This is a genomic window from Polaromonas sp. P1_H6, from assembly GCF_056405195.1.
This window is the reverse complement of sequence record NZ_JBFUCN010000014.1, coordinates 164,129-184,538: the sequence shown is the minus strand read 5'-3', so window position 1 is coordinate 184,538 and position 20,410 is coordinate 164,129. Positions and strand designations below refer to the sequence as shown.

Annotated in this window: 18 protein-coding genes; 6 read left to right on the top strand and 12 right to left on the bottom strand. The window is 66.1% G+C overall.

What is annotated here, in order from left to right; all coding sequences use genetic code 11:
• Positions 1-2 precede the first annotated feature (2 nt).
• The gene (locus AC1D1F_RS15005; protein ID WP_477675086.1) at positions 3-641 is read right to left on the bottom strand and encodes a DsbA family protein; all 639 of its coding nucleotides are present in this window, start codon (positions 639-641) and stop codon (positions 3-5) included.
• Positions 642-749: 108 nt separating this feature from the next.
• Between AC1D1F_RS15005 and AC1D1F_RS15000 the strand changes: the two genes are divergently transcribed.
• Positions 750-1,691: a LysR family transcriptional regulator gene (locus tag AC1D1F_RS15000; protein ID WP_477675087.1), complete on the top strand. Its 942-nt coding sequence runs from the start codon at positions 750-752 to the stop codon at positions 1,689-1,691.
• A 20-nt stretch (positions 1,692-1,711) separates the two neighbouring features.
• Here the strand turns inward: AC1D1F_RS15000 and AC1D1F_RS14995 are convergent, their stop codons facing one another.
• Positions 1,712-2,284, bottom strand: coding sequence for a TetR/AcrR family transcriptional regulator (locus tag AC1D1F_RS14995; RefSeq protein WP_477696848.1), 573 nt, complete (start codon positions 2,282-2,284; stop codon positions 1,712-1,714).
• A gap of 154 nt (positions 2,285-2,438) precedes the next feature.
• Between AC1D1F_RS14995 and AC1D1F_RS14990 the strand changes: the two genes are divergently transcribed.
• From AC1D1F_RS14990 to AC1D1F_RS14975, 4 genes are all read left to right on the top strand, one after another.
• Positions 2,439-3,125, top strand: coding sequence for a glutathione S-transferase family protein (locus tag AC1D1F_RS14990; RefSeq protein WP_477675089.1), 687 nt, complete (start codon positions 2,439-2,441; stop codon positions 3,123-3,125).
• A gap of 45 nt (positions 3,126-3,170) precedes the next feature.
• Positions 3,171-4,199: an alpha/beta fold hydrolase gene (locus AC1D1F_RS14985; protein WP_477675090.1), complete on the top strand. Its 1,029-nt coding sequence runs from the start codon at positions 3,171-3,173 to the stop codon at positions 4,197-4,199.
• 291 nt (positions 4,200-4,490) lie between these two features.
• The gene (gene nirK / locus AC1D1F_RS14980; RefSeq protein WP_477696847.1) at positions 4,491-5,963 is read left to right on the top strand and encodes a copper-containing nitrite reductase; all 1,473 of its coding nucleotides are present in this window, start codon (positions 4,491-4,493) and stop codon (positions 5,961-5,963) included.
• 34 nt (positions 5,964-5,997) lie between these two features.
• Positions 5,998-8,280 carry a nitric-oxide reductase large subunit gene (locus AC1D1F_RS14975; RefSeq protein ID WP_477675092.1) on the top strand — a complete coding sequence of 761 codons (2,283 nt, stop codon included), beginning with the start codon at positions 5,998-6,000 and terminating at the stop codon, positions 8,278-8,280.
• A gap of 79 nt (positions 8,281-8,359) precedes the next feature.
• Here the strand turns inward: AC1D1F_RS14975 and AC1D1F_RS14970 are convergent, their stop codons facing one another.
• Genes AC1D1F_RS14970 through AC1D1F_RS14960 form a run of 3 tightly spaced genes read right to left on the bottom strand, consistent with a single transcriptional unit; the run spans position 8,360 to position 9,818 of the window.
• A complete protein-coding gene (locus AC1D1F_RS14970) occupies positions 8,360-8,800 on the bottom strand; it encodes an ABC transporter substrate-binding protein (protein WP_477675093.1) in 441 nt (146 codons plus the stop codon).
• A gap of 46 nt (positions 8,801-8,846) precedes the next feature.
• Positions 8,847-9,116, bottom strand: a complete 270-nt coding sequence (locus AC1D1F_RS14965) for a TFIIB-type zinc ribbon-containing protein (protein WP_477675094.1) — start codon at positions 9,114-9,116, stop codon at positions 8,847-8,849.
• A gap of 21 nt (positions 9,117-9,137) precedes the next feature.
• Positions 9,138-9,818: a Bax inhibitor-1/YccA family protein gene (locus tag AC1D1F_RS14960; protein WP_477696846.1), complete on the bottom strand. Its 681-nt coding sequence runs from the start codon at positions 9,816-9,818 to the stop codon at positions 9,138-9,140.
• Positions 9,819-9,951: 133 nt separating this feature from the next.
• Here AC1D1F_RS14960 and AC1D1F_RS14955 point away from each other — a divergent pair, with 133 nt between their 5' ends.
• Positions 9,952-10,833 carry a LysR family transcriptional regulator gene (locus AC1D1F_RS14955; RefSeq protein WP_477696845.1) on the top strand — a complete coding sequence of 294 codons (882 nt, stop codon included), beginning with the start codon at positions 9,952-9,954 and terminating at the stop codon, positions 10,831-10,833.
• Here AC1D1F_RS14955 and AC1D1F_RS14950 read toward each other — a convergent pair.
• The 7 genes from AC1D1F_RS14950 to AC1D1F_RS14920 all read right to left on the bottom strand — a co-directional run bounded on the left by AC1D1F_RS14950 (position 10,820) and on the right by AC1D1F_RS14920 (position 19,991).
• Entirely contained in the window at positions 10,820-11,527 is a 708-nt protein-coding gene (locus AC1D1F_RS14950; RefSeq protein WP_477675097.1) for an enoyl-CoA hydratase/isomerase family protein, read from the bottom strand. The two genes, AC1D1F_RS14955 and AC1D1F_RS14950, sit on opposite strands and share 14 nt — an antisense overlap.
• Before the next feature lie 115 nt (positions 11,528-11,642).
• On the bottom strand, positions 11,643-12,941 hold the full coding sequence (locus tag AC1D1F_RS14945; protein ID WP_477696844.1) for a D-amino acid dehydrogenase: 1,299 nt from the start codon (positions 12,939-12,941) through the stop codon (positions 11,643-11,645).
• Positions 12,938-14,389 (bottom strand): NAD-dependent succinate-semialdehyde dehydrogenase, encoded by a 1,452-nt coding sequence (locus tag AC1D1F_RS14940; protein WP_477675099.1) that lies wholly within the window; start codon positions 14,387-14,389, stop codon positions 12,938-12,940. The genes AC1D1F_RS14945 and AC1D1F_RS14940 overlap by 4 nt, the downstream gene beginning before the upstream one ends.
• Before the next feature lie 153 nt (positions 14,390-14,542).
• Positions 14,543-16,381, bottom strand: coding sequence for an ABC transporter ATP-binding protein (locus AC1D1F_RS14935; RefSeq protein WP_477696843.1), 1,839 nt, complete (start codon positions 16,379-16,381; stop codon positions 14,543-14,545).
• On the bottom strand, positions 16,381-17,250 hold the full coding sequence (locus AC1D1F_RS14930; protein ID WP_477656079.1) for an ABC transporter permease: 870 nt from the start codon (positions 17,248-17,250) through the stop codon (positions 16,381-16,383). The genes AC1D1F_RS14935 and AC1D1F_RS14930 overlap by 1 nt, the downstream gene beginning before the upstream one ends.
• A gap of 58 nt (positions 17,251-17,308) precedes the next feature.
• Positions 17,309-18,265 carry an ABC transporter permease gene (locus AC1D1F_RS14925; RefSeq protein WP_477675101.1) on the bottom strand — a complete coding sequence of 319 codons (957 nt, stop codon included), beginning with the start codon at positions 18,263-18,265 and terminating at the stop codon, positions 17,309-17,311.
• A gap of 100 nt (positions 18,266-18,365) precedes the next feature.
• Positions 18,366-19,991: an ABC transporter substrate-binding protein gene (locus tag AC1D1F_RS14920; RefSeq protein WP_477675102.1), complete on the bottom strand. Its 1,626-nt coding sequence runs from the start codon at positions 19,989-19,991 to the stop codon at positions 18,366-18,368.
• Positions 19,992-20,410: the final 419 nt, after the last annotated feature.

Here is a 20,410-nt window from a genome sequence, read left to right as displayed (position 1 = left end):
GCTCAGGCCGCCTCGAGCTCGCCGGCCAGCGCGCTCGGGTTGGAATAAAAATCGCCGTGGTTCACAACCCAGCGCTTCGCGCCGGATTCGGCCACCAGGGTGGGCACGCCACGCGCGCCGAACTCCCACATCAAGGCCTGCCCACGATCCATGCGGGACTGGTTGGCCGAGAGAAGATCCTCATCGGGTCGCGCCACCAGTACGGCGGCCTGTTCAAGGCCGAGCCCGCGCAGAACGCCGGCCAGCGTTTCCAGCGAGGTCGTGTCCTGGCCATCCACGTAGCGCGCAGTCTGGATCGCCTTGAGGGCTTCCAGCTCCCGGGCCGGTGCCGTCAAAAACACGGCCGTCAGCGCCAGCGTGGCGGGGCCGCTGTCAAACAGCCGCTGGCGGTCACCGAGAACCCGCTCGCGATACTGCTCGCTGAAGCGTTGGCCCGTCAGGCGCTCGATGCGCTGGTCGTTGGACCAGGCATAGGCGGCGAAGTCGGCATTCATAGGCCTTGCGCCCTCGCCGGCGAAAAGCCCGGTGGGCAGCAGTTCGATATTGACAGAGGGAACTTCGCTCAAGGCCGAGAGCGCCGGTATGGCGCCGTAGCACCAGCCGCACAGCGGATCGAACAGGTAATAGAGGGTTTTGGTCATGGGTTCTTTGGAGTTTTTTGCCGGGTGTTCTTTGCGTTCTTTGCTCACTGGCTGTGATCGTAGGCACTATGCATTGACTGTTAAAGACATCTCTGATAAACACAATGTATGTTTAAAGCAAACAATCAAGACGAAGGCGGCCTTGGCGGGCTGGGCAACCTGAGGCGCCTGGCCTACTTCGCGGCGGTGGTGGAAACCGGCTCCTTCACGGCGGCGGCGGACCGCCTGGGGATTACCAAGGCGGTGGTCAGCCAGCAGGTGGCCCGGCTGGAGCGTGAGTTCCGGACGTCGCTGCTGGTGCGGACCACACGCAAGGTGCAGACCACCGAACTGGGCCAGGCTTTTTACCTGCGCTGCGCGCTGATCCTGCGCGAGGCCGGCGATGCCTTCGACGACCTGGCCGAAACCTCGGCGGAGCCGTCCGGCATGCTGCGGCTCACCGCCCCCTTTGACTATGGCGTCGGCATCGTGGTGCCCGCCATCGCCGCCTTTACCCAGCGCTATCCCGCGTGCAAGGTCGATGCCGTCCTGAGCGACCAGACGCTGGACCTGATGTCGGGCAACTTCGAACTGGCGATCCGTGTCGGCTGGCTGGCCGAGACCAGCCTGCAGGCGCGAAAAATCGGCTCCTTCCGGCAATTGCTTGTCGCGTCACCAGCCATGAAGCCGCAAGTGGCGCGGCTCACCGCTCCGCAAGACATCGCCGGCCTGCCCTTCATCGCCAACACCGCCTTGCGCGACCACCTGACCTGGAATTTTTCGCGCAACGAGACCGAGCGCCAGGCCGTGCACGTGCAGGCCTCGATTTTTCTGGACGCCACACTCGCCGTGCGCGAAGCCGTGTGCCAGGGTGCGGGGCTTTCAGTGCTGCCGGACTATGCGGTGGCAAACGACCTGGCGGCCGGCCGCCTCATCCAGGTGCTGCCGCAGTGGCTTCTGCCTTCGGGCGGCATCCATGCGGTGTTTCCGGCCGCGCGCTTTCGCCCCGCGAAGGTCCGTGCTTTTGTCGACCTGCTGGCGGAGAGGGAGCAGCAGCGGCAAGGCGGTTGACGTGTGAATGCGGGCGCCCTTCAAGGCATCAAGCCTGCGGACCGGTAAGCGTCGATGGTTCTGTCGTAGACGCGCACATCACCGCAACCACGGGCGACCAGTTGGGCACCCTCCACCGCGGACAAGATGGCAAACGCCCGACGCTCAATCGCGTCGGGGCTCTGTAGCGAATCGTGGGCCGCCAGTACCTCGGAAAGCCAGGCGACATTGGCCGCGTTGAACTTCTCGACCTCCGCTTGTACTTCAGGCGAGAGGTCATCACGCTCGGCGGCCAGCATCCCGCACAAACACATCCGGTTGCTTTTAAGCAGGGCGCCCCGAAAAACTTCGGCGTATCCCGTCATCCGCTCGTGGGTGTCCTTGCTCTTGCTCACCAGGCTCTGCAGGTGCAGGACGAGGTCTTCGGTGTAACGCCGAGCGAGGGCCACGGCCAGGTCGTCCTTGGTCGGAAAGTGGTAGTGAATGCTGGCGCTCTTGATGCCGACCTCTTTGGCCAGTTCACGGAAGCTCAGGGCGTTGTATCCCCTGGCTTGCACCATCAGGCGGGCGGCCGCCATGATGCCTTCCTTGGTATCGATCGCTGAAGAAGCCATGTCCCGTTCCTTTTAAAAAAAGCTTGACGCCAAAGACGGCGAGATCCTAAAATTCTACCTATCGATAGGTAGATAACACCTCGTTCAAGATTATCCCTATCGGTAAATCCGTCATTTTAACCTATCTACCACTTGGTAGTTATTGAAAGCTCACATGAAATTATTCGACAACCCTGGCACCCCAAATCCCGCGCGCATCCGCATCGTTCTGGCCGAAAAGCATCTGGACGGCCAGCTTGAATTTGAAAAAGTCAGCCTCATCAGCGCCGAACACAAGCAGGAAAGTTTTCTGGCCAAAAATCCGCTCGGCGTTCTCCCGGTACTCCAGCTCGATGACGGCCTGTACCTGTCCGAAAGCACCGCGATCACGGAGTACCTCGACAACCTGGATGGCGCCCCGACGCTCACGGGCAGGACGCCCCGGGAAAAGGGCGTGATCCACATGATGCAACGGCGCGCGGAGGCCATGGTGCTCGATCCGATCGGCATCTACTTCCACCATGGGACGCCCGGCCTTGGCGCCGGCCTCCTTCCGTTCAAGAGCCCGGACTGGGCGCATCGCGGCGAATGGGCCGGGCGCGAGCGCGCCAAAGCGGAGTCGGGCCTGGCGTATTTCGACCAGGTGCTCGCGGCCACACCCTATGTCGCCGGCGAGGACTTTTCGATGGCCGACATCACGCTGTTCGCGGGCCTGCTTTTTGCCGATGTCGCCGGGATTCCCGTTTCCAGGGACCACACAGCACTCCAGGCATGGCGCGCCAGGGTGGCGGACCGCCCCAGCGTCAGGAACCGCAGCGGCCAGTCGCTTGACGCGGACGACCTTCGCCGCCTTGGCTTTTAAGCGCCACGCCTTTTCCCTTCCATCCCAATCTCACAGAACGAAAAAATGACCCGCAACTTTCCTCATCAAAACCAGGCCGCGGAGCCCACACGTGTTGCGCGCCGCAGTCTCATGCTCGGTGCAGCCGGCGTAGCCGCCGCCGGCCTGGCCGCTGTGCCGACCCTGGCTGAAGCCAAGGCCAAAGCTCAAGCTCAAGCTCAAGCTCAAGCTCAAGCTCAAGCTCAAGCTCGCACCGCCGGAGCAAAGCTCGGCTCCAACACCTTCACCACCCAGGACGGCACGATCCTCTATTACAAGGACTGGGGCAGCGGCCCACCCGTGGTTTTCAGCCACGGCTATCCGCTGTCCTCGGATGCCTGGGAAAACCAGATGATGTTCCTGCTGCACAAGGGATTTCGCGTCATCGCGCTGGACCGGCGGGGTTTCGGCCGTTCGGGCCAGCCCGGCACGGGCTACGACTTCAACACATTTGCCGACGACCTGGCGACCCTGGTTGAACTGCTGGACCTCCGGCAGGCGACCTTCGTCGGACATTCCATGGGCGGCGGCGAAGTCGCCCGCTACATCGGCCGCCATGGCGAGAAGCGTGTCGCGAAAGCGGCGCTGATCGCCGCGGTCACGCCCTTCCTGCTGAGAACGCAGACCAATCCCCACGGCGCACCGGTGGAGGTCTTCGACGGCTTCCGCGCCGCTGTCCAGGCAGACCGCTCCCAGTGGAACAAGGACGTGTCCATGCCCTACTACAGCTACAACCGCCCGGGCGCAAAGGTATCGGAGGGCGTGAGGGAAGAGTACTGGCGCCAGGGACAGGCCACGGGAATGCTCGCCGCCTATCATGCGATCGGTGCATTTTCCGAGACCGACTTCCGGGAGGACCTGAAGAAGATCAGCGTTCCGACGCTGATCGTGCACGGCAGCGACGACCAGATCGTGCCGCTCGAAATTTCAGGCGCGCTGTCGAAGGCCCTGGTCAAAAATTCCGAGCTGATCGTCTACGAAGGCGGCTCGCACGGCCTGATCGTCACGCAAAAAGACAGGCTCAACGCGGACCTGCTGGCCTTCCTGAAAGCGTAGCGCCGGCGTGGCGACCCCATCGCACCGGTTGCAGTGCAAGGCGCTTTTTTTCTGAGTATCGGACACGCAGTCCGGGCATCGCACAGGCGTGCTGATGCCCGGATTGCCCGACGGCTATACCCTTTCAAGCGGGCCGGATATATCGGTGCGGCAAGCCGCCGGCGATCGGCGCCTGCTCAGGCCGCAAAGCTCCTCTATTTGGCAAGGTGTTGATCCAAGACAAGCTTTGTGTGGAATACCGCCCGCATAGTCAGAACTGCCGAACCGGCACAAAAGACCAAGGAAAGCCACATGAGACGGACCCTCCCCCCAGGCGCCATCGCCGCCGCCATCTGCATCCTCGCCACGGCTTTGTCCGCGCAGGCGCAGCCCGCCGCGCACCCGGCGCATGCCGCTGCCGCAGCCGGCGCCATTTCAAGCGCGGCGACACCCGCCGCGACCAGGCGCTACGAACTGCACACCAACATCGTCGACGGCAAGATGGTGTTCGTCGGCGACAAGGGACAGGTGAACCCGACCCTCACGGCCAACGCGGGCGACACGATCGAGATCGTGCTGGAAAGCGGGGAAGGCGCGGAGCACGACCTGGTGATCCCCGAACTGAACGTCGCCTCGCCGAAGTTCAACGGCAGTAGCGGCAAGGCCACGCTGCGCTTCAAGGTTCCGCGCTCCGGCACTTTCACCTACTACTGCTCCATCCCCGGCCACCGGCAGATCGGCATGGAAGGCCGGCTGCAGGTCAGCGGTCCCGCCGTCGCCCAAGGCGCCGCGCTGGCCGGCAGCGACTCCAGCCAGGCCGCGCTTGCGCTCTACACCCCGGCCCCCGTGCCGCAGCGCGCGGCCGATCCGTCCGCGGTCAGCGTGGCCGCCAACCCGGCCGCGGTGCCTCCCGCCGTAGGGTCCCGGGCGCCCAGGACCCTGAAGTACCGCATGGAAACGGTCGAGCTGCCCGGCAAGCTCGACGACGGCACCAGCTTTACCTACTGGACTTTCAACCGCCAGGTGCCCGGCCCGATGCTGCGCGCCCGCGTCGGCGACACCATCGAACTGACGCTGGCCAACGCCCGCGACAGCAAGATGATCCATTCGATCGACCTGCATGCGGTGACGGGCGGCCACGGCGGCGGCGAGCACACGCAGGTCGCTCCGGGCCAGGAGAAGGCCTTCACCTTCAAGGCGCTCAACCCAGGCCTGTACGTGTACCACTGCGCCACGCCTTTGGTGCCGCAGCACATCGCGGCCGGCATGTACGGAATGATCCTGGTCGAGCCCGTGGACGGCTTGCCCAAAGTGGACCGCGAGTACTACGTGATGCAGGGCGAGATGTACACGGGCCGCCCGCACGGCGCCAAGGGGCACCAGGAGGCCGACCTCGAGAAGATGGCCAATGAGCTGCCCGACTACTACGTCTTCAACGGCGAAGTCGGCGCGCTGAACAAGACCCACAAGCTGCAGGCCAGGGTGGGTGAAACCGTGCGCATCTACTTCGGCGTCGGCGGCCCCAACAAGATCTCGTCTTTCCACGTCATCGGCGAGATCTTCGACACCGTGTACAGCGAAGGATCTTTCACGGGCCTCAAGCACGACGTGCAGACCACGCTGGTGGCGCCCGGCGGCGCGACCATCGTGGAGATCAAGGTCCAGCACCCTGGAAGCTATTTGCTGGTGGACCACGCCTTGTCGCGCGCCGGCAAGGGCGCGGTGGGCGTGCTCGAAGTCACCGGCGAGCCGGTTCCCGGCGTCTACAAGGCCGGCGTGCTGTAAGCACGTCCCCTCACTTTTGACCTAGGAGAACCCCATGGGCTCATACAAAAAACTCTGGTTCACGCTGATCGGCGTGCTGATCGTCACCTTCTCGCTGCTGGGCTATTACGGCACCGAGGTCTACCGCCAGGCGCCGCCCATCCCCGCGCAGGTGACCGCCCCGGACGGCAAGGTCCTGTTCGACCGTGAGGGCATCCTCGACGGCCAGACGGCCTGGCAGTCGGTGGGCGGCATGCAGCTGGGCTCCATCTGGGGCCACGGTGCCTACCAGGCGCCGGACTGGACCGCCGACTGGCTGCACCGCGAACTGACCTCATGGCTGGAGCTGGCCGCGCAGCAGCTGCACGGCAAGGCCTACGCCGCGCTCGACGGGCCGGCGCAAGCCGCGCTGCGCGAGCAGCTCAAGGCCGAGTACCGCGGCAACCGTGTCGACCAGGCGGAGGTGCTGAAGCTGTCGGAGCGCCGCGTCCAGGCCATCGCCCAGACCGCCGGCTACTACGACAAGTTGTTCTCCGACGCGCCCTCGCTGCAGAAAAGCCGCGAGCACTTCGCGATGAAGGAGAACACGCTGCCGAGCGCCGAGCGGCGCCGGCAGATGACGCAATTTTTCTTCTGGACCGCCTGGGCCGCCGCGACCGAGCGTCCCGGCCAGAAAGTCACCTACACCAACAACTGGCCTCACGAGCCCTTGATCGGCAACCGGCCGAGCAGCGAGAACATTGTCTGGTCGGTCGCCAGCATCGTGGTGCTGCTGGCCGGCGTGGGATTTCTGGTCTGGGCCTGGGCCTTCCTGCGCGACCATGACGAGCCGCTGCCGGCACCGGCCGCGCGCGATCCCCTGACCACCTTTGCGCTCACGCCCTCGCAGCGAGGCCTGGGCAAGTACCTGTTCCTGGTCGTGGCATTGTTCATCTTCCAGGTGTTCGTCGGCGGGTTCACCGCGCACTACACCGTCGAAGGGCAACAGTTCTACGGCATCGACGTCTCGCAGTGGTTTCCGTATTCGCTGACCCGCACCTGGCACATCCAGGCCGCCTTGTTCTGGATCGCCACCGGCTTCCTGGCCGCGGGCCTGTTCCTCGCGCCGCTGATCAACGGCGGCAAGGATCCGAAGTTCCAGAAGGCCGGCGTGGATGTGCTGTTCTGGGCACTGGTCGTCGTCGTGGTGGGCTCCTTCACCGGCAATTACCTGGCGATCGCGCAGGTGATGCCGCCCGAATGGAATTTCTGGCTCGGGCACCAGGGCTACGAGTACGTGGACCTGGGACGCCTGTGGCAGATCGGCAAGTTCACCGGCATCCTGCTGTGGCTGGTGCTGATGCTGCGCGGCGTCATCCCGGCGCTTCTGAAGAAGGGCGGCGACAAGAACCTGCTCGCGCTGCTCACCGCCTCGGTGGGCGCCATCGGCCTGTTCTACGGTGCCGGCCTTTTCTACGGCGAGCGCACCCACCTGTCGGTCATGGAATACTGGCGCTGGTGGGTGGTCCATCTCTGGGTGGAAGGCTTCTTCGAGGTCTTCGCCACCACGGCGCTGGCTTTCATCTTCTCCACGCTCGGCCTGGTCTCGATACGCATGGCCACGGCCGCGAGCCTGGCATCGGCGTCCCTGTTCATGCTGGGCGGCATTCCCGGAACCTTCCACCACATGTACTTCGCCGGCACCACCACGCCGGTGATGGCGGTCGGCGCGAGCTTCAGCGCTCTCGAAGTGGTGCCGCTGATCGTGCTGGGCCACGAAGCCTGGGAGAACTGGCGGCTCAAGGCGCGCGCCGCCTGGATGGAAAACCTCAAGTGGCCGATGATGTGCTTCGTCGCCGTCGCCTTCTGGAACATGCTGGGCGCCGGTGTCTTCGGCTTCATGATCAACCCGCCGATGTCGCTGTACTACATCCAGGGGCTGAACACCACGCCGGTGCACGCGCATGCCGCGCTGTTCGGGGTCTACGGATTCCTGGCGCTCGGCTTCACGCTGCTGGTGCTGCGCTACCTGCGTCCGGACTACCGGTTCAGCGCGCCATTGATGAAAACCGCGTTCTGGGGCCTCAACGCCGGCCTGGTGCTGATGATCTTCACGAGCCTGCTGCCCATCGGGATCATCCAGTTCCACGCCAGCGTCAGCGAAGGCCTGTGGTATGCGCGCAGCGAGGAATTCATGCAGCAGCCCCTGCTGCAGAACCTGCGCTGGGCGCGCACCTTCGGCGACGTCGTGTTCATCGTCGGCGCGATGGCGATGGCGCTGCAAGTGGTGCTGGGCTTGCTGGACAAGGCGCCCAAGCTGCCGCTGCCCGAGCGGCACCTGGGCGAGGTGCGCGGTTGAGCATGCGCATCCGGTGGCCACGCGCTTGCAGGATTAAGGAAGGCCGGCAGCCGCGAGGGCGGCTCGCACGAGCCACGCGTCACTTCACCGCGGCGCGGGCGGCTTCGGCCTTGCGTTTGGCTTCGTCGGCCTTGTGTTGCAGCTCCTGGGCTTCTTTCTCCGCGTCCCTGGCCTTGGCTTCCTTGTCGGAGGCGGGGCTGCCGGCCAGCGCATTGCCGGCGAGGGTGCCGGCAGCCGCGCCCACGGCGACCGCGCCCATGGTGCCCATCAAGCCAGGCCCGCGGGCTGCGGGGGCGGCCGCTGCGGCCGGCGCTGCGGTGGCGGCGGGAGCGGCGACGGGTGCCGGGGCCTTGGCCGCTACTGGAGCAGATGGGGCGGTTGGGGCATTGCCGGCCCGGGCGGCCGGCATCGATCGGCCCCCGCTGCCGATGCGCTTGGCGAATGCCAGCGAGGGAACGGTCATTGAAGCGATGGTCACGGCGATCACGGTCGCGGCGGTGCTACGAAAAGAAGTGTTCATGGTGTTCCTGAAATAAAAATGGATGAGAAAGCGCGGGCTGCCTGCCTCAGTCGAATATTTCGCTGAGCCATGACTTGGGCTTGCGCCTGCCATAGCCGCTGTGGTGGCGGTAGTCGGAATCCTCGAAGTCGGGACGGCGGGCCGCTTGTTGATAGGCCGGCTGCGGCGCCGGTGCGGCGGCCGTGTCGCGCGCGATGAGCTTGTCGAGCTCACCACGGTCCAGCCATACGCCGCGGCATTGAGGGCAGTAGTCGATCTCGACGCCTCGGCGCTCCGTCATGACCAGGGTGACGTCATTGCAATGAGGGCATTTCATAAGTTTCTCCATGACCTTGAATTAGTCGTTGCTGCCGCCGAAGCCGAAGAGGCTCAGCAGGCTGGTGAAAAGGTTGAACAGCGAAACGAAGAGGCTGACGGTGGCCAGCACGTAGTTGGTCTCGCCGCCGTTCACGATGCGGCTGGTTTCAAACAGGATCATTCCCGCCGAAAGCAAGGCCACCACGGCCGACACGGCCAGCGCCAGCGCGGGCAGTTGCAGGAACATCGCGGCCAGGCCGGCCAGGATCGCGATCACCATGCCGGCGAACAGGAAGCCGCCCATAAAGCTGAAGTCGCGCCGTGTGGCCAGCACCCAGCCGGACAAGGCCAGGAAGGTCACGCCCGTCGTGCCAAGCGCCAGCGTCATCGCCTGCGCGCCACCCGGCAGGGCCAGGTGCATGGCCAGCACAGGGCCCAGCGTATAGCCCATGAAGCCGGTGAGGGCGAACACCGCCGGGATGGCCCAGCCGCTGTTCTGCACCTTGTGGATGAGGAACAGCAAGCCGAAATACCCGGCCAGCGTGATGATCAGCCCCGGGGCCGGCAACTTGAAGACGACGCCCAGCGCGGCCATGGCGGCGCTGAACAGCAGCGTCATGGACAACAAGGCATAGGTGTTGCGCAGCACCTTGTGCTTCGCGATGCCGGCGACCCAGCCGGGGCTTGCGGTTTGAGTTGGGAAAGCTAATGGTCGGTTCATGGTTTTCCTTTCGTGGAGGTGGAAGATCTGCAGTGACAAGACCGGAGACCTGCAGTGGTGAATACAGAATAGGACCGCCATGCAGAAAGAAAAAGCAGAGAATGCTTGAATAACAATCCCGTAAAACCTGAAGATGAGCCTCGCATTCAACTACCGGCACCTGTATTACTTCTGGGTGGTTGCCAAGGAAGGCGGCATGTCGCACGCCGCGGCGCGGCTGAACATGGCGGTCCAGACCATCAGCGCGCAGGTGCGCGAACTGGAACGCGACCTGGGATGCCAGTTGCTCAAACCCGCGGGGCGGGGCCTGGCGCTGACCGAAGCCGGAGACCTTGCGCTGCGCCAGGCTGAGCAGATTTTTCAGCTGGGCGAAGCGCTACCCGAACTGGTCCGCAGCGCCGCCCAGGCCAAATCGGTCCGGCTGACGGTGGGCATTGCGGACGGCCTGCCCAAACTGGTGGTCCAGCGCCTGCTCCAGCCGGTGCTGGGCACACCCGACCTGCGGCTCGTGTGCCACGAAGGTGAAATGGCCGACCTCCTGGCCGACCTCGCCATGCACCGGCTGGACGTGGTGCTGTCCGACCATCCCGCACCGTCCAATCCCCACCTGAAGGTGCACAACCACTCTCTGGGCATTTCAGGGATGGGCTGGTATGCGTCGCAGCATTGGTGGAAGCTGGCCCGGAAAGATTTCCCCGCGTCGCTGGGCAAGGTGCCCGTCCTGCTGCCCACTTCGCATTCCATCGTTCGCGGGCCGCTGGACCAGTGGCTGCTACAGCACGGGCTGCGGCCGCGCGTGGTCGGTGAGTTTGAGGACAGCGCCCTGCTGGAGACCTTCGGCGGCAGCGGCCTGGGCGTTTTCCCCGCGGCGCTGTCGGTAGAGGATGACCTCATGAAGCGTCACCAGGTCCGCTTGCTGGGTGCTTGCGAAGGGGTGCATGAGCACTACTACGCCATCAGCACCGAGCGCAAGGTGAAGCACATCCTGGTCCAGCACCTGTTCACCCGCGCCTGATCTGCAATGCGCGCTGCGCCTCGTTTTCAAGCGCGATGGCATCGTCGAAACGGCGAAGGCCGATGTCGTTGAGAACCCGTTTGAAGCTGGCCGCAACCGCGGGTTGAAGCGACGCCAGCCTGGCGCCGATTTGTCGGGATGCCGATTCGAGTTCCGCGTCGGGGACCACTTTCCAGACCAGCCCCCAGGCCAGCGCCTGCGCGGGCGAAAACTCCTCGCCCAGCAGCATCAGCGCCTTGGCGCGTGCAAGGCCTGCATAGGCGGGCAGTGTCGCGCTTAATCCGCCCGTCACGAATACCCCGATGGAAGCCTCCGGCAGCTTGAAGCGGCTGCTTTCCCCCGCGACCACGATGTCCGCATTGAGCATCCACTCGAAGCCGGCGCCGACAGTCCAGCCATGGACCGAAGCAAGCACCGGCTTGGGCAGAGACACCAGCGCCTTGGAAACGGCCTGCACCAGGACCAGGTCCTCTTCCGTGGGTGGCGCACCGACGTCCCTCCCCGCACAAAAAGCCCGGCCCTTGCCGCGCAACACCAGCACCCGGACGCTATCGTCGCGCGAGGCCTGGTCAATGGCGGCAAGAAGCGCGCGGGCCAGCTCGTTGTCAATCGCATTGAGTTTGTCGGGGCGGTTCAGGGACACGGTCATGATGCCGTCCACGGACTCGACCAGCAGCTTGGGAGTTGTTGTCATGGGTGTGATTCTGAACCGGGAAGCCATTAGTGAACCGATAAATTTCCGGCTCAATGGTTTTCTCCCAGGCCGTACACACACCGGCCGAGGGAGCGGCGGCTTTACCGTGTCGGCTTCAGGTCCGCAGGCCGGGTTCGGTCAGGGGGTCGGTCGATGGCCGCGGTTTGGCCTGCGTATAGCGCTCTACCGACAGGTCGTCGGCGCGGATCTCGGGTGCGCGGCCGCTCATGACGTCGGCCAGCACACGCGCCGAGCCGCAGGCCATGGTCCAGCCCAGCGTGCCGTGGCCGGTGTTCAGGTAGAGATTGGGCAACGGCGTGCGGCCCACCAGCGGCGTGCCGTCCGGGGTCATGGGCCGCAGGCCGGTCCAGAAGGTCGCGGCCTCGGCGTGGCCGGCACCGGGGAACAGCTCGTTCAGGCACAGCTCCAGCGTTTCGCGGCGCCGCGGGTTCAGGCGCAGGTCAAAGCCGCGCAGCTCCGCCATGCCGCCCACGCGGATGCGGCGGTCAAAGCGCGTAATGGCGATCTTGTAGCTCTCGTCCAGCACGGTCGACACCGGCGCGCGGCCCGCGTCGGCAATGGGTACGGTGATCGAATAGCCCTTGACCGGATAGACGGGGATCTTCACCGCTTCGGGCAGCATGGCCGTGGAATACGAACCCAGCGCCATCACGTAGGCGTCGGCCGTGCGCAGGCGGCCGCCCTGCCGCACGCCGGCCACGCGGCCGGCGCAGACTTCCACGCCGTCGATGGTCTCGCCGAAGCAAAAGCGCACGCCCAGGGACTGGGCCAGGTGGCCGATCCCGGTGGTGAACAGGTGGCAGTCGCCGGTCTCGTCGCCGGGCAGGCGCAGGCCGCCGACCAGCGGTCCCGTGGCGATGGCTGGTTCGGCGCGCGCCAGATCCTCGGGGCCCAGCAGTTCGTAAGGCACGTCCGCGGCGCGCAACACGGCCACATCCTTGCCGACGGCGTCGAGCTGCGCCTGCGTGCGGAACACCTGCAGCGTGCCGCCCTCGCGGCCTTCGTAGCGCAGGCCGGTGTCTTGGCGCAGCCGCGCCAGGCAGTCGCGGCTGTATTCAGCCAGCCGCAGCATGCGCTCTTTGTTGACCGCATAGCGCCGCGGGCTGCAGTTGCGCAGCATCTGCCACATCCAGCGCAGCTGGTCCACGCTGCCGTCCAGGCCGATGGCCAGCGGCGCATGCTTCTGGAACATCCAGCGCAGCGCCTTGAGCGGCACGCCGGGTGCGGCCCACGGCGCCGCGTAGCCCGGCGACACCTGGCCGGCGTTGGCGTAGCTGGTCTCCAACGCCGGGCCGGGCTGGCGGTCGACCACCGTCACTTCGTGGCCCGCCTTGGCCAGGTAGTAGGCCGTGGTGGTGCCGATGACGCCGGCACCCAGGACCAGCACCTTCATGTCAAATTGCCTTGGCAAACGTATTTTGTGTGCAGGTATTCGTCCAGGCCCCAGTGCGAACCTTCGCGGCCGTAACCCGATTCCTTGACGCCGCCGAAGGGCGCGGCCTGCGCCGCGATGGCGCCTTCGTTGATGCCGACCAGGCCGGTCTCCAGCGCGGAGGCGACGCGCCAAACGCGCTTGATGTTGTTGGAGAAGAAGTAGCCGGCCAGGCCGAAAGGCGTGTCGTTCGCCTGCGCGATCACCTCGTCTTCAGTGCTGAAGCGGAATATGGGCACCACCGGGCCGAAAGTCTCCTCGCAGGACAACTCCATGTCGGTTGTCGCGCCGGTCAGCACCGTGGGCGCATAGTAGTTCGGGCCGTTGGCGACTTCCGTGCGCACACGGCTTCCGCCCACGACCGCCTTCGCGCCTTTGGCCACGGCGTCGTTCACGTGGCGTTCGATCTTGTCGACCGCCCGCCCGTTGATCATCGGACCGATCTCGGCCTCCGCCCAGCTGGCCGGGCCGACCCGCAAGGCGCCCACGCGGGCCGCCAGCTTGTCGACGAAGCGGTCATGCACGGCCTCGTGGGCGAAGACGCGATTCGGGCTCACGCAGGTCTGGCCGCCGTTGCGGAACTTGGCGGCCATCAGGCCCTCGACAGCGGCGTCCAGGTCGGCATCCTCGAACACGATGAAGGGCGCGTTGCCGCCGAGCTCAAGCGACAGCTTCTTGACCGTGCCGGCCGACTCGCGCGCCAGCACCTTGCCCACCGCCGTGCTGCCGGTGAAGCTGACCTTGCGCACGCGGCCGTCGCGCAGCCACTCGCCCACCACCTCCGGCGTGCGCTCGCGCGAGGCGGGCACGATGTTCAGCACACCGGCAGGCACGCCCGCTTCCTCGGCCAGCTTCACGAGGGCCAGGGACGTGAGGGGCGTGTCTTCAGCGGGCTTGGCCACCACCGTGCAACCCGCCGCCAGCGCGGGGGCGATCTTGCGCGCGATCATCGCGGCCGGAAAATTCCAGGGCGTGACCACGGCGACGACGCCCACGGCCTCCCGCAACACCAGGAAGCGCTTGCTGGACACCGGCGCGGCGATGATCTCGCCGTGGGCGCGCACGCCCTCTTCGGCGAACCACTCCACATAACCGGCGCTGTAGGCGATTTCGCCGCGCGACTCCGCGAGCGGCTTGCCCTGCTCGCGCGAAATCAGTTCGGCCAGCGGCTCCACGTCGCGCTCGATCAGCGCCTGCCATTTCTTCAGGATCAGGCAGCGCTCGCGCGGCGGGCGCGCCTTCCAGGCGGGCAGCGCCTGTGCCGCCGCGTCGGCGGCCAGCCGTGCGTCCGCCGCGCCGCCGTCGGCCGCCAGGGTGATCAGGCTGTCGTCGGCGGGATTGCGCACCTCGAATTGGCGGCCGTCCTGGGCCGCCTGCCAGCGGCCCGCGATGTAGTTCAGTGTTTGCATGTCAGTTCAATCTGTTCAGTTAAGTTAAGTTAAGTTAAGTTCAGTTCAGTTCAGTTCAGTTCGGTTCAATTCGACAAAAGAATTCCCGATGGCACCCGGGGCGCCAATCTTTATTGCGCACGCGGCGCTCCCGAGGTAGGCCGTCCGGATGGATCAGGCCGTGCACTCGCGCGGCGGCGCCGGGGTCTGCTGCAGCTTCAGCAATTCGTCGGCGCTGCGGTGGCAGAAGACTTCCACGCCGCCTTCAAGCTCATGCCGCGGCGGCGTCTTGCTGTCGCACAGGCCCGCCACGCGCAGGGGGCAACGGTCCAGGAAGCTGCAGATGCCCGCGCGGTCGACGGGCGCCTGCACCAGCGGCAGGGCCGCGCGCTGCGCCGCCCCGACCTCGTCCAGCCATCCCGGGCGCAACTCCGGAACGGAATTGGCCAGCAGGTGGAAGTAGGGATGGCGCGGCGCATGCGCGAAAGCCGAGCGCGTGAGCGACTCCACCTTCTGGCCGGCGTACAGCACCACGATCTCGTCGCACACCGCGCGCACGGTGTTCATGTCGTGGCTGATGAACATGTACGACACCCCGAGCTCCTTGCGCAGCTGCGCCAGCAGGTCCAGGATGGCGGCGCCCACCACCGTGTCCAGCGCGGACGTGACTTCGTCGCAGAGGATCAGGTCGGGATCGGCGGCCAGTGCGCGCGCCAGGTTGACGCGCTGCTTCTGCCCGCCGGAGAGCCCGGCAGGCAGGCGCCTGGCACAGGCCTGCGGCAACTGCACGAGGTCGAGCAGCTGCGCGATGCGCTTGTCCAGCGCCTCGCCCTTCAGGCCGCGGTACAGCTGCAGCGGCCGCGCCAGGATGTCGGAAATGGTGTGCGAAGGATTGAGCGCCGTGTCCGCCATCTGGAACACGATCTGGATGCGGCGCAGTTCCTCGGGCGAACGCTGCGACACCAGGCGCGGCAGCGGTTTGCCGTCGAACATGATCTGGCCGCCGGCGGGGCCGATCAGGCCGGCGACGGCACGGGCCAGCGTGGTCTTGCCGGAGCCGGACTCGCCGATGACGCCGATCGCCTGGCCGCGGTACAGGGTCAGGCTCACATCGTCGAGCACCGGCGAGGCGGGCCGGCCGTGCTTGTCCAGGGGCCCATAGCCGGCGACCAGGTTGCGCACCTGCAGCAACGGCGTGGCGCCCTCGGCCACCGTCTCGCCGCTGCGCGCCTTGGGATTCGCCGCGGCGATCAGGCTGCGCGTGTAGTCGTCCTTCGGCGTGTTGATGATCTGCGCCGTGGTGCCGATCTCGCGCTCGGCGCCGTCGCGCAGCACCAGGATGCGGCCGGCCATCTGGGCCACCACCGCCAGGTCGTGCGTGACATAGACCGCCGTGGTCTGGCGCTCGCGCACCACGCGGCGGAAGGCGTGCAGCACCTCGATCTGGGTGGTGACGTCCAGCGCCGTGGTGGGCTCGTCGAAAATCACCAGGTCCGGGTCGCTCATCAATGCCATCGCGGCCATCAGGCGCTGCAGCTGCCCGCCCGAAACCTGGTGCGGATAACGCTGGCCGATGCTGTCGGGCTGCGGCAATGCCAGCTCGCGGAACAGCGTCACGGCTTTTTTCTCGGCCTCGGCGCGCGGCATCAGCGAATGGATGTGGGCGGTTTCCACCACCTGGTCCATGATGGTGCGCGACGGGTTGAAGGAAGCGGCGGCGCTCTGCGCGATATAGGAGACGCGGCGGCCGCGCAGGCGGCGCCGTTCGGATTCGGTGAGGCCCAGCACATCGGTGTCGCCGATGCGCACGCTGCCGCCGGCGATGCGGCAGCCGTGCCGCGCATAGCCCATGAGCGCCAGGCCTATGGTGGTCTTGCCGGAACCGGATTCGCCGATCAGCGCCAGCACCTCGCCGGGCTCGATGCGGAAAGAAACGCCTTTGACGATCTCTGTTTCGCCGCCGGCGGCTTGCGCCACGACGCGCAAGTCGTTTACGAGGACAGTGGCACCCATTAATGTTTCTCCCGGTCTGCGTCGGTATGTCCCGGCAGGTTGTCGATCACCAGGTTGACCGCGATGGTCAGCACGGCGATGGCGAAGGCCGGGGCGAGCACGGAGACGCCGCCCACCGGCAAGGCGCCGAGGTTCTCGCGCACCAGGGAGCCCCAGTCGGCCATCGGCGGCTGCACGCCCAGGCCCAGGAAGCTCAGGCTCGCCAGCAGGCGCAGGGCGTAGACGAAGCGCAGGCCCATGTCGGCCAGCAGTGGGCCGGTGATGTTGGGCAGGATCTCGCGGCGCATGATGTAGGCCCGGCGTTCGCCGCGGGCACGCGCCACCAGCACGTAGTCCATGGCGTTGATGTTCACGGCCAGCGATCGGATGATGCGGTAAGCGCCCGGCGCGTAGACGACGGCCGTCACCGCGATCAGAAGCGGGACCGAGGAGCCGAAACCGGCGATCACCACCAGCGCGAACATCTTGCTCGGGATGGACACCAGCGTGTCCAGCACGCGGCTGAGCACCGCGTCGACCGCGCCGCCCGCCACGGCGGCCAGCAGGCCGAGCACCGCGCCCACGCCGCAGGCGATCAGCGTGGCGACAAAGGCCACACCGATGGTGTAGGGTGTGCCGACCACGATGCGCGTGAGCATGTCGCGGCCCAGGTAGTCGGTGCCCAGCCAGTGCTGCGCGCTCATGCCCTGGAACACGCCGGCGTCGGACATCTCGCCAAGCGCGCTGTCAGGCACGAAGCAGGCGAAGATCCCCACAGCCACCCAGAAGGCCAGCACGGCCAGCCCGAGTTTGCCGGCACGCGACCAGCCCGCGAGCCAGGCGCGGCGCCGGGTGGCGGCCGCCGAAGGAACAAGTGTTGCAATATTCATAGGAAAACCTTCGCGCTGCACTCTGCGGTGCGCCCCCCTTCGGGCGGCCGTGCGGTGCTCATTGGTGCCTCAATCGCGGGTTGGCGACGATGCCGCACACGTCGGCGAGCATCACCAGGACCAGATAGGCCGAGCAGAAGATCATGGCGCAGGCCTGCACCAGCGGCATGTCCCGCTGCGCGACGCCGTCCACCATGAGCTTGGCGATGCCCGGGTAATTGAAGATCACCTCGACGATGATCACGCCGCCCAGCAGGTAGGACAGGCTCAGCGCCACCGCGTTGGCGATGGGGCCGATGGCGTTGGGCAGCGCGTGGAACAGCACGGTGCGCGCGGCGCTCGCGCCTTTGAGCCGCACCATCTCGATATAGGCCGCGGCCAGCTGGTCGATGACGGCCGCGCGCGTCATGCGCAGCATCTGCGCCACGATCACGCTGCCCAGGCTGAGCACCGGCAACGCGAAGGAACGCAGCATCTCGCCCGGCGACGAAACGTCGACCGCGTACGAGAGCGCGGGCAGCCATTTCAGCTGCACCGCGAATACCAGCACGGCCAGCGTGGCCACCAGGAATTCCGGCACCGACACAACGGCCACCGTCGCCATGCTGGTGAAACGGTCGAAAGCCGAGCCGCGCCGCAAGGCGCACAAAATACCCAGGCCGAGGGCCAGCGGGACGGAAAACACCGTCGTCACCGCGGCCAGCTGCAGCGAAGCCGGCAGGCGGCTGGCGACAGCCTCACCCACAGGCAGGCCGGTGACCACAGACTTGCCCATGTCGCCCTTGGCCATGCCGCCCAGCCAGTCGAAGTAGCGCAGCATCGCGCTGCGGTCCAGTCCCATCTCCTTGCGCAGCGCCGCCACCGCCTGGGGCGTGGCGTCCTGCCCCAGCGTCTCTTCGGCCGCGTCGCCGGGCAGCACGGAGGTGATGGCGAACACCACCGCCGACACCGCCAGCAGCGAGCCGAGCCCGGCGAGGATGCGGCCCGCCACCAATTTAACGACGGTTAAGTTCATGGCGTTTTCTTCCATTCAAGTGCCATCGCGGAACCGGCTCTGCCGGGCCGCAGGTGGCGCCCCCCTAGGGGGGAGGCGCCGAAGGCGCTTCGGGGGGGAGTCATCCTTCCAACCACACGTGTTCGGCGAAGCTCGAGCCCATCATGCCGCCCAGCGGGATGGGGCTGAGGCCCTTGAGTTTCTTGTTGTGGCCGTCCAGGCTGGAGAGGAACATCGGAATGCCGATGCCGCCTTCGCTGTGGATCATGACCTGCATGTCGGCGTACATCTGGGCGCGCTTGGCCTGGTCGGTTTCGCCGCGCGCGGCCACCAGCAACTGGTCGAACTTCTCGTTCTTCCAGCCGGACTCGTTGGTGGGGGAGTCGGACTTGAAGAACAGGGTCAGGGCCAGGTCGGCCGTGGGGCGCGTGTTGATGTTGCCGAAATTGACCGGGTGCTTCATCCAGTGCTGCGACCAGTAGCCGTCGGCCGGCATGTTGCGCACGTCCAGGTTCAGGCCGGCCTGCCGCGCCGCATGCTGCAGCACCAGGGCCATCTCCACCGAGCTGGTGGCGGCCGTCGAGGCCACCACGGGGATCGCGGCGCTGCCCAGATTGGCCTTTTTCAAGTGCCACTTCGCCTTCTCGGGATCGTAGGGGCGCTGCTTCAGGCCTTTGAAGAAGAAGCGGTTGCCCGGATCGAGGGGCTGGTCGTTTGCCACGACGCCACGGCCCAGCTGGATGGACTTGAGCATCTGCTCGCGGTTGAACAGCAGTTTCATGGCCTGCACGAAGTCCGGGTTGGCGCCTGGGCCGCTGTCGCGCCGCATGATCAGATCGGTATACGAAACGCCCTTGGTCTCGAAGATGGCTGCCTTGCCGCTGGCGTTGACGCGGTCGATCGAGCGCGGGTTGACCCGGCCGATCAGATCAAGTTCGCCCGCCAGCAGCGCGTTCACGCGTGCCGTTTCGTCGCTGATGCCCACGTGCTCGATCTCATCCAGGTAAGGCCGGTTGGACTTCCAGTAGTTGTCGTTGCGCACGGCGATCGCGCGCACGCCGGGTTTGAACTCCTTGACCTTGTACGGCCCCGTGCCGATGCCCGCGTTGAAGTCGGTCGTGCCATCCTTGACGATGTGGAAGTGGTAGGTGCCCAGGATGGCCGGCAGGTCGGCGTTGGAGGCCACCAGGCGGATGGTGACTTCATTGGGGCCGGTGGCCGTCACGTCCTCGATCTGGTCAGCCAGCACCTTGGCCTTGGAGCCGATGGCCGGGTTCTTGTGGCGCATGATGGAGAACACCACGTCGGCCGGCGTGAGCGGCTTGCCGTCGTGGAAGGTCACGCCCTTGCGCAGCTTGAATATCCAGGTCTTGGCGTCCTTGGTGCTGAACTCCTCGGCCAGCTGGGGCTGCGGTGTCAGGCTCGCGTCCAGGTAGGTCAATCCGTTGTAGAACATGAAGCCGCGGGAATAGTCGGTGCCGTTGCCCTGCTTGGCCGGGTCCAGGGTGTCGCTCACCCCGGAAGTGGCTTCGGCGACCCTGATGCGGCCGCCCTTGCGCGGCGTTGGCGTTTGCGCCTGTGCATTCGCGGCAAGGCCGGCGATGCTGCCGGCCAGGGCCGCCTGCATGCCACCGGCCGTCAACATGGCCAATACATCGCGCCGGCTCGCGCCGCGTTGCAACGCACCCAGGATGCGTGTGCTCTCTTCGGGGCCGATCAGGCCGTTCAGCTGCTTGTTATCTGCCATGGTTTTCTCCTAGTCATCTCGTGGGTGGGGTAAAGGCATTGGAGCACCTGCCGACCGGGGATATACCTCGATCACGCTGGGGCGCTTGGTTAAAACTGCGGTTTTGCGGATAGCCGGCGGCATGGTGTGCGGCGCGCCCCCGACGGCTTGCCGCCCGGCCGGGGCCGGCCGCCCTTGCGATGCCGCGGCGCATACAGGCCATCCGGCGCATGGCGAAACCAGTCGGCGTGCCGCGGCAATCGAAGCCGGTGGACTTGGGACGAAAGCTCATGAAAAGCGTCCTCCTGGAAGGGGTGGTGCAAAGCCTGTGCCGGTTTGCCGGCGCCATGCAATGAATGCTATTGAACCATCGCCGCAGATGCTGCGGTTGTGCGCCGCTTGCGCACCGTTCATGCCGAATGCCCACGCTGAAACGGCAG

Coding starts and splice junctions, on each gene's coding strand:
- AC1D1F_RS15000 (WP_477675087.1), top strand. CDS start 750: ATGTTTAAAGCAAACAATCAAGACGAAGGCGGCCTTGGCGGGCTGGGC.
- AC1D1F_RS14945 (WP_477696844.1), bottom strand. CDS start 12,941: ATGAAGGTGCTGGTCCTGGGTGCCGGCGTCATCGGCACCACCACGGCC.
- AC1D1F_RS15005 (WP_477675086.1), bottom strand. CDS start 641: ATGACCAAAACCCTCTATTACCTGTTCGATCCGCTGTGCGGCTGGTGC.
- AC1D1F_RS14935 (WP_477696843.1), bottom strand. CDS start 16,381: ATGGGTGCCACTGTCCTCGTAAACGACTTGCGCGTCGTGGCGCAAGCC.
- AC1D1F_RS14920 (WP_477675102.1), bottom strand. CDS start 19,991: ATGGCAGATAACAAGCAGCTGAACGGCCTGATCGGCCCCGAAGAGAGC.
- AC1D1F_RS14950 (WP_477675097.1), bottom strand. CDS start 11,527: ATGACAACAACTCCCAAGCTGCTGGTCGAGTCCGTGGACGGCATCATG.
- AC1D1F_RS14930 (WP_477656079.1), bottom strand. CDS start 17,250: ATGAATATTGCAACACTTGTTCCTTCGGCGGCCGCCACCCGGCGCCGC.
- nirK (WP_477696847.1), top strand. CDS start 4,491: ATGAGACGGACCCTCCCCCCAGGCGCCATCGCCGCCGCCATCTGCATC.
- AC1D1F_RS14955 (WP_477696845.1), top strand. CDS start 9,952: ATGAGCCTCGCATTCAACTACCGGCACCTGTATTACTTCTGGGTGGTT.
- AC1D1F_RS14970 (WP_477675093.1), bottom strand. CDS start 8,800: ATGAACACTTCTTTTCGTAGCACCGCCGCGACCGTGATCGCCGTGACC.
- AC1D1F_RS14960 (WP_477696846.1), bottom strand. CDS start 9,818: ATGAACCGACCATTAGCTTTCCCAACTCAAACCGCAAGCCCCGGCTGG.
- AC1D1F_RS14995 (WP_477696848.1), bottom strand. CDS start 2,284: ATGGCTTCTTCAGCGATCGATACCAAGGAAGGCATCATGGCGGCCGCC.
- AC1D1F_RS14975 (WP_477675092.1), top strand. CDS start 5,998: ATGGGCTCATACAAAAAACTCTGGTTCACGCTGATCGGCGTGCTGATC.
- AC1D1F_RS14925 (WP_477675101.1), bottom strand. CDS start 18,265: ATGAACTTAACCGTCGTTAAATTGGTGGCGGGCCGCATCCTCGCCGGG.
- AC1D1F_RS14990 (WP_477675089.1), top strand. CDS start 2,439: ATGAAATTATTCGACAACCCTGGCACCCCAAATCCCGCGCGCATCCGC.
- AC1D1F_RS14965 (WP_477675094.1), bottom strand. CDS start 9,116: ATGAAATGCCCTCATTGCAATGACGTCACCCTGGTCATGACGGAGCGC.
- AC1D1F_RS14940 (WP_477675099.1), bottom strand. CDS start 14,389: ATGCAAACACTGAACTACATCGCGGGCCGCTGGCAGGCGGCCCAGGAC.
- AC1D1F_RS14985 (WP_477675090.1), top strand. CDS start 3,171: ATGACCCGCAACTTTCCTCATCAAAACCAGGCCGCGGAGCCCACACGT.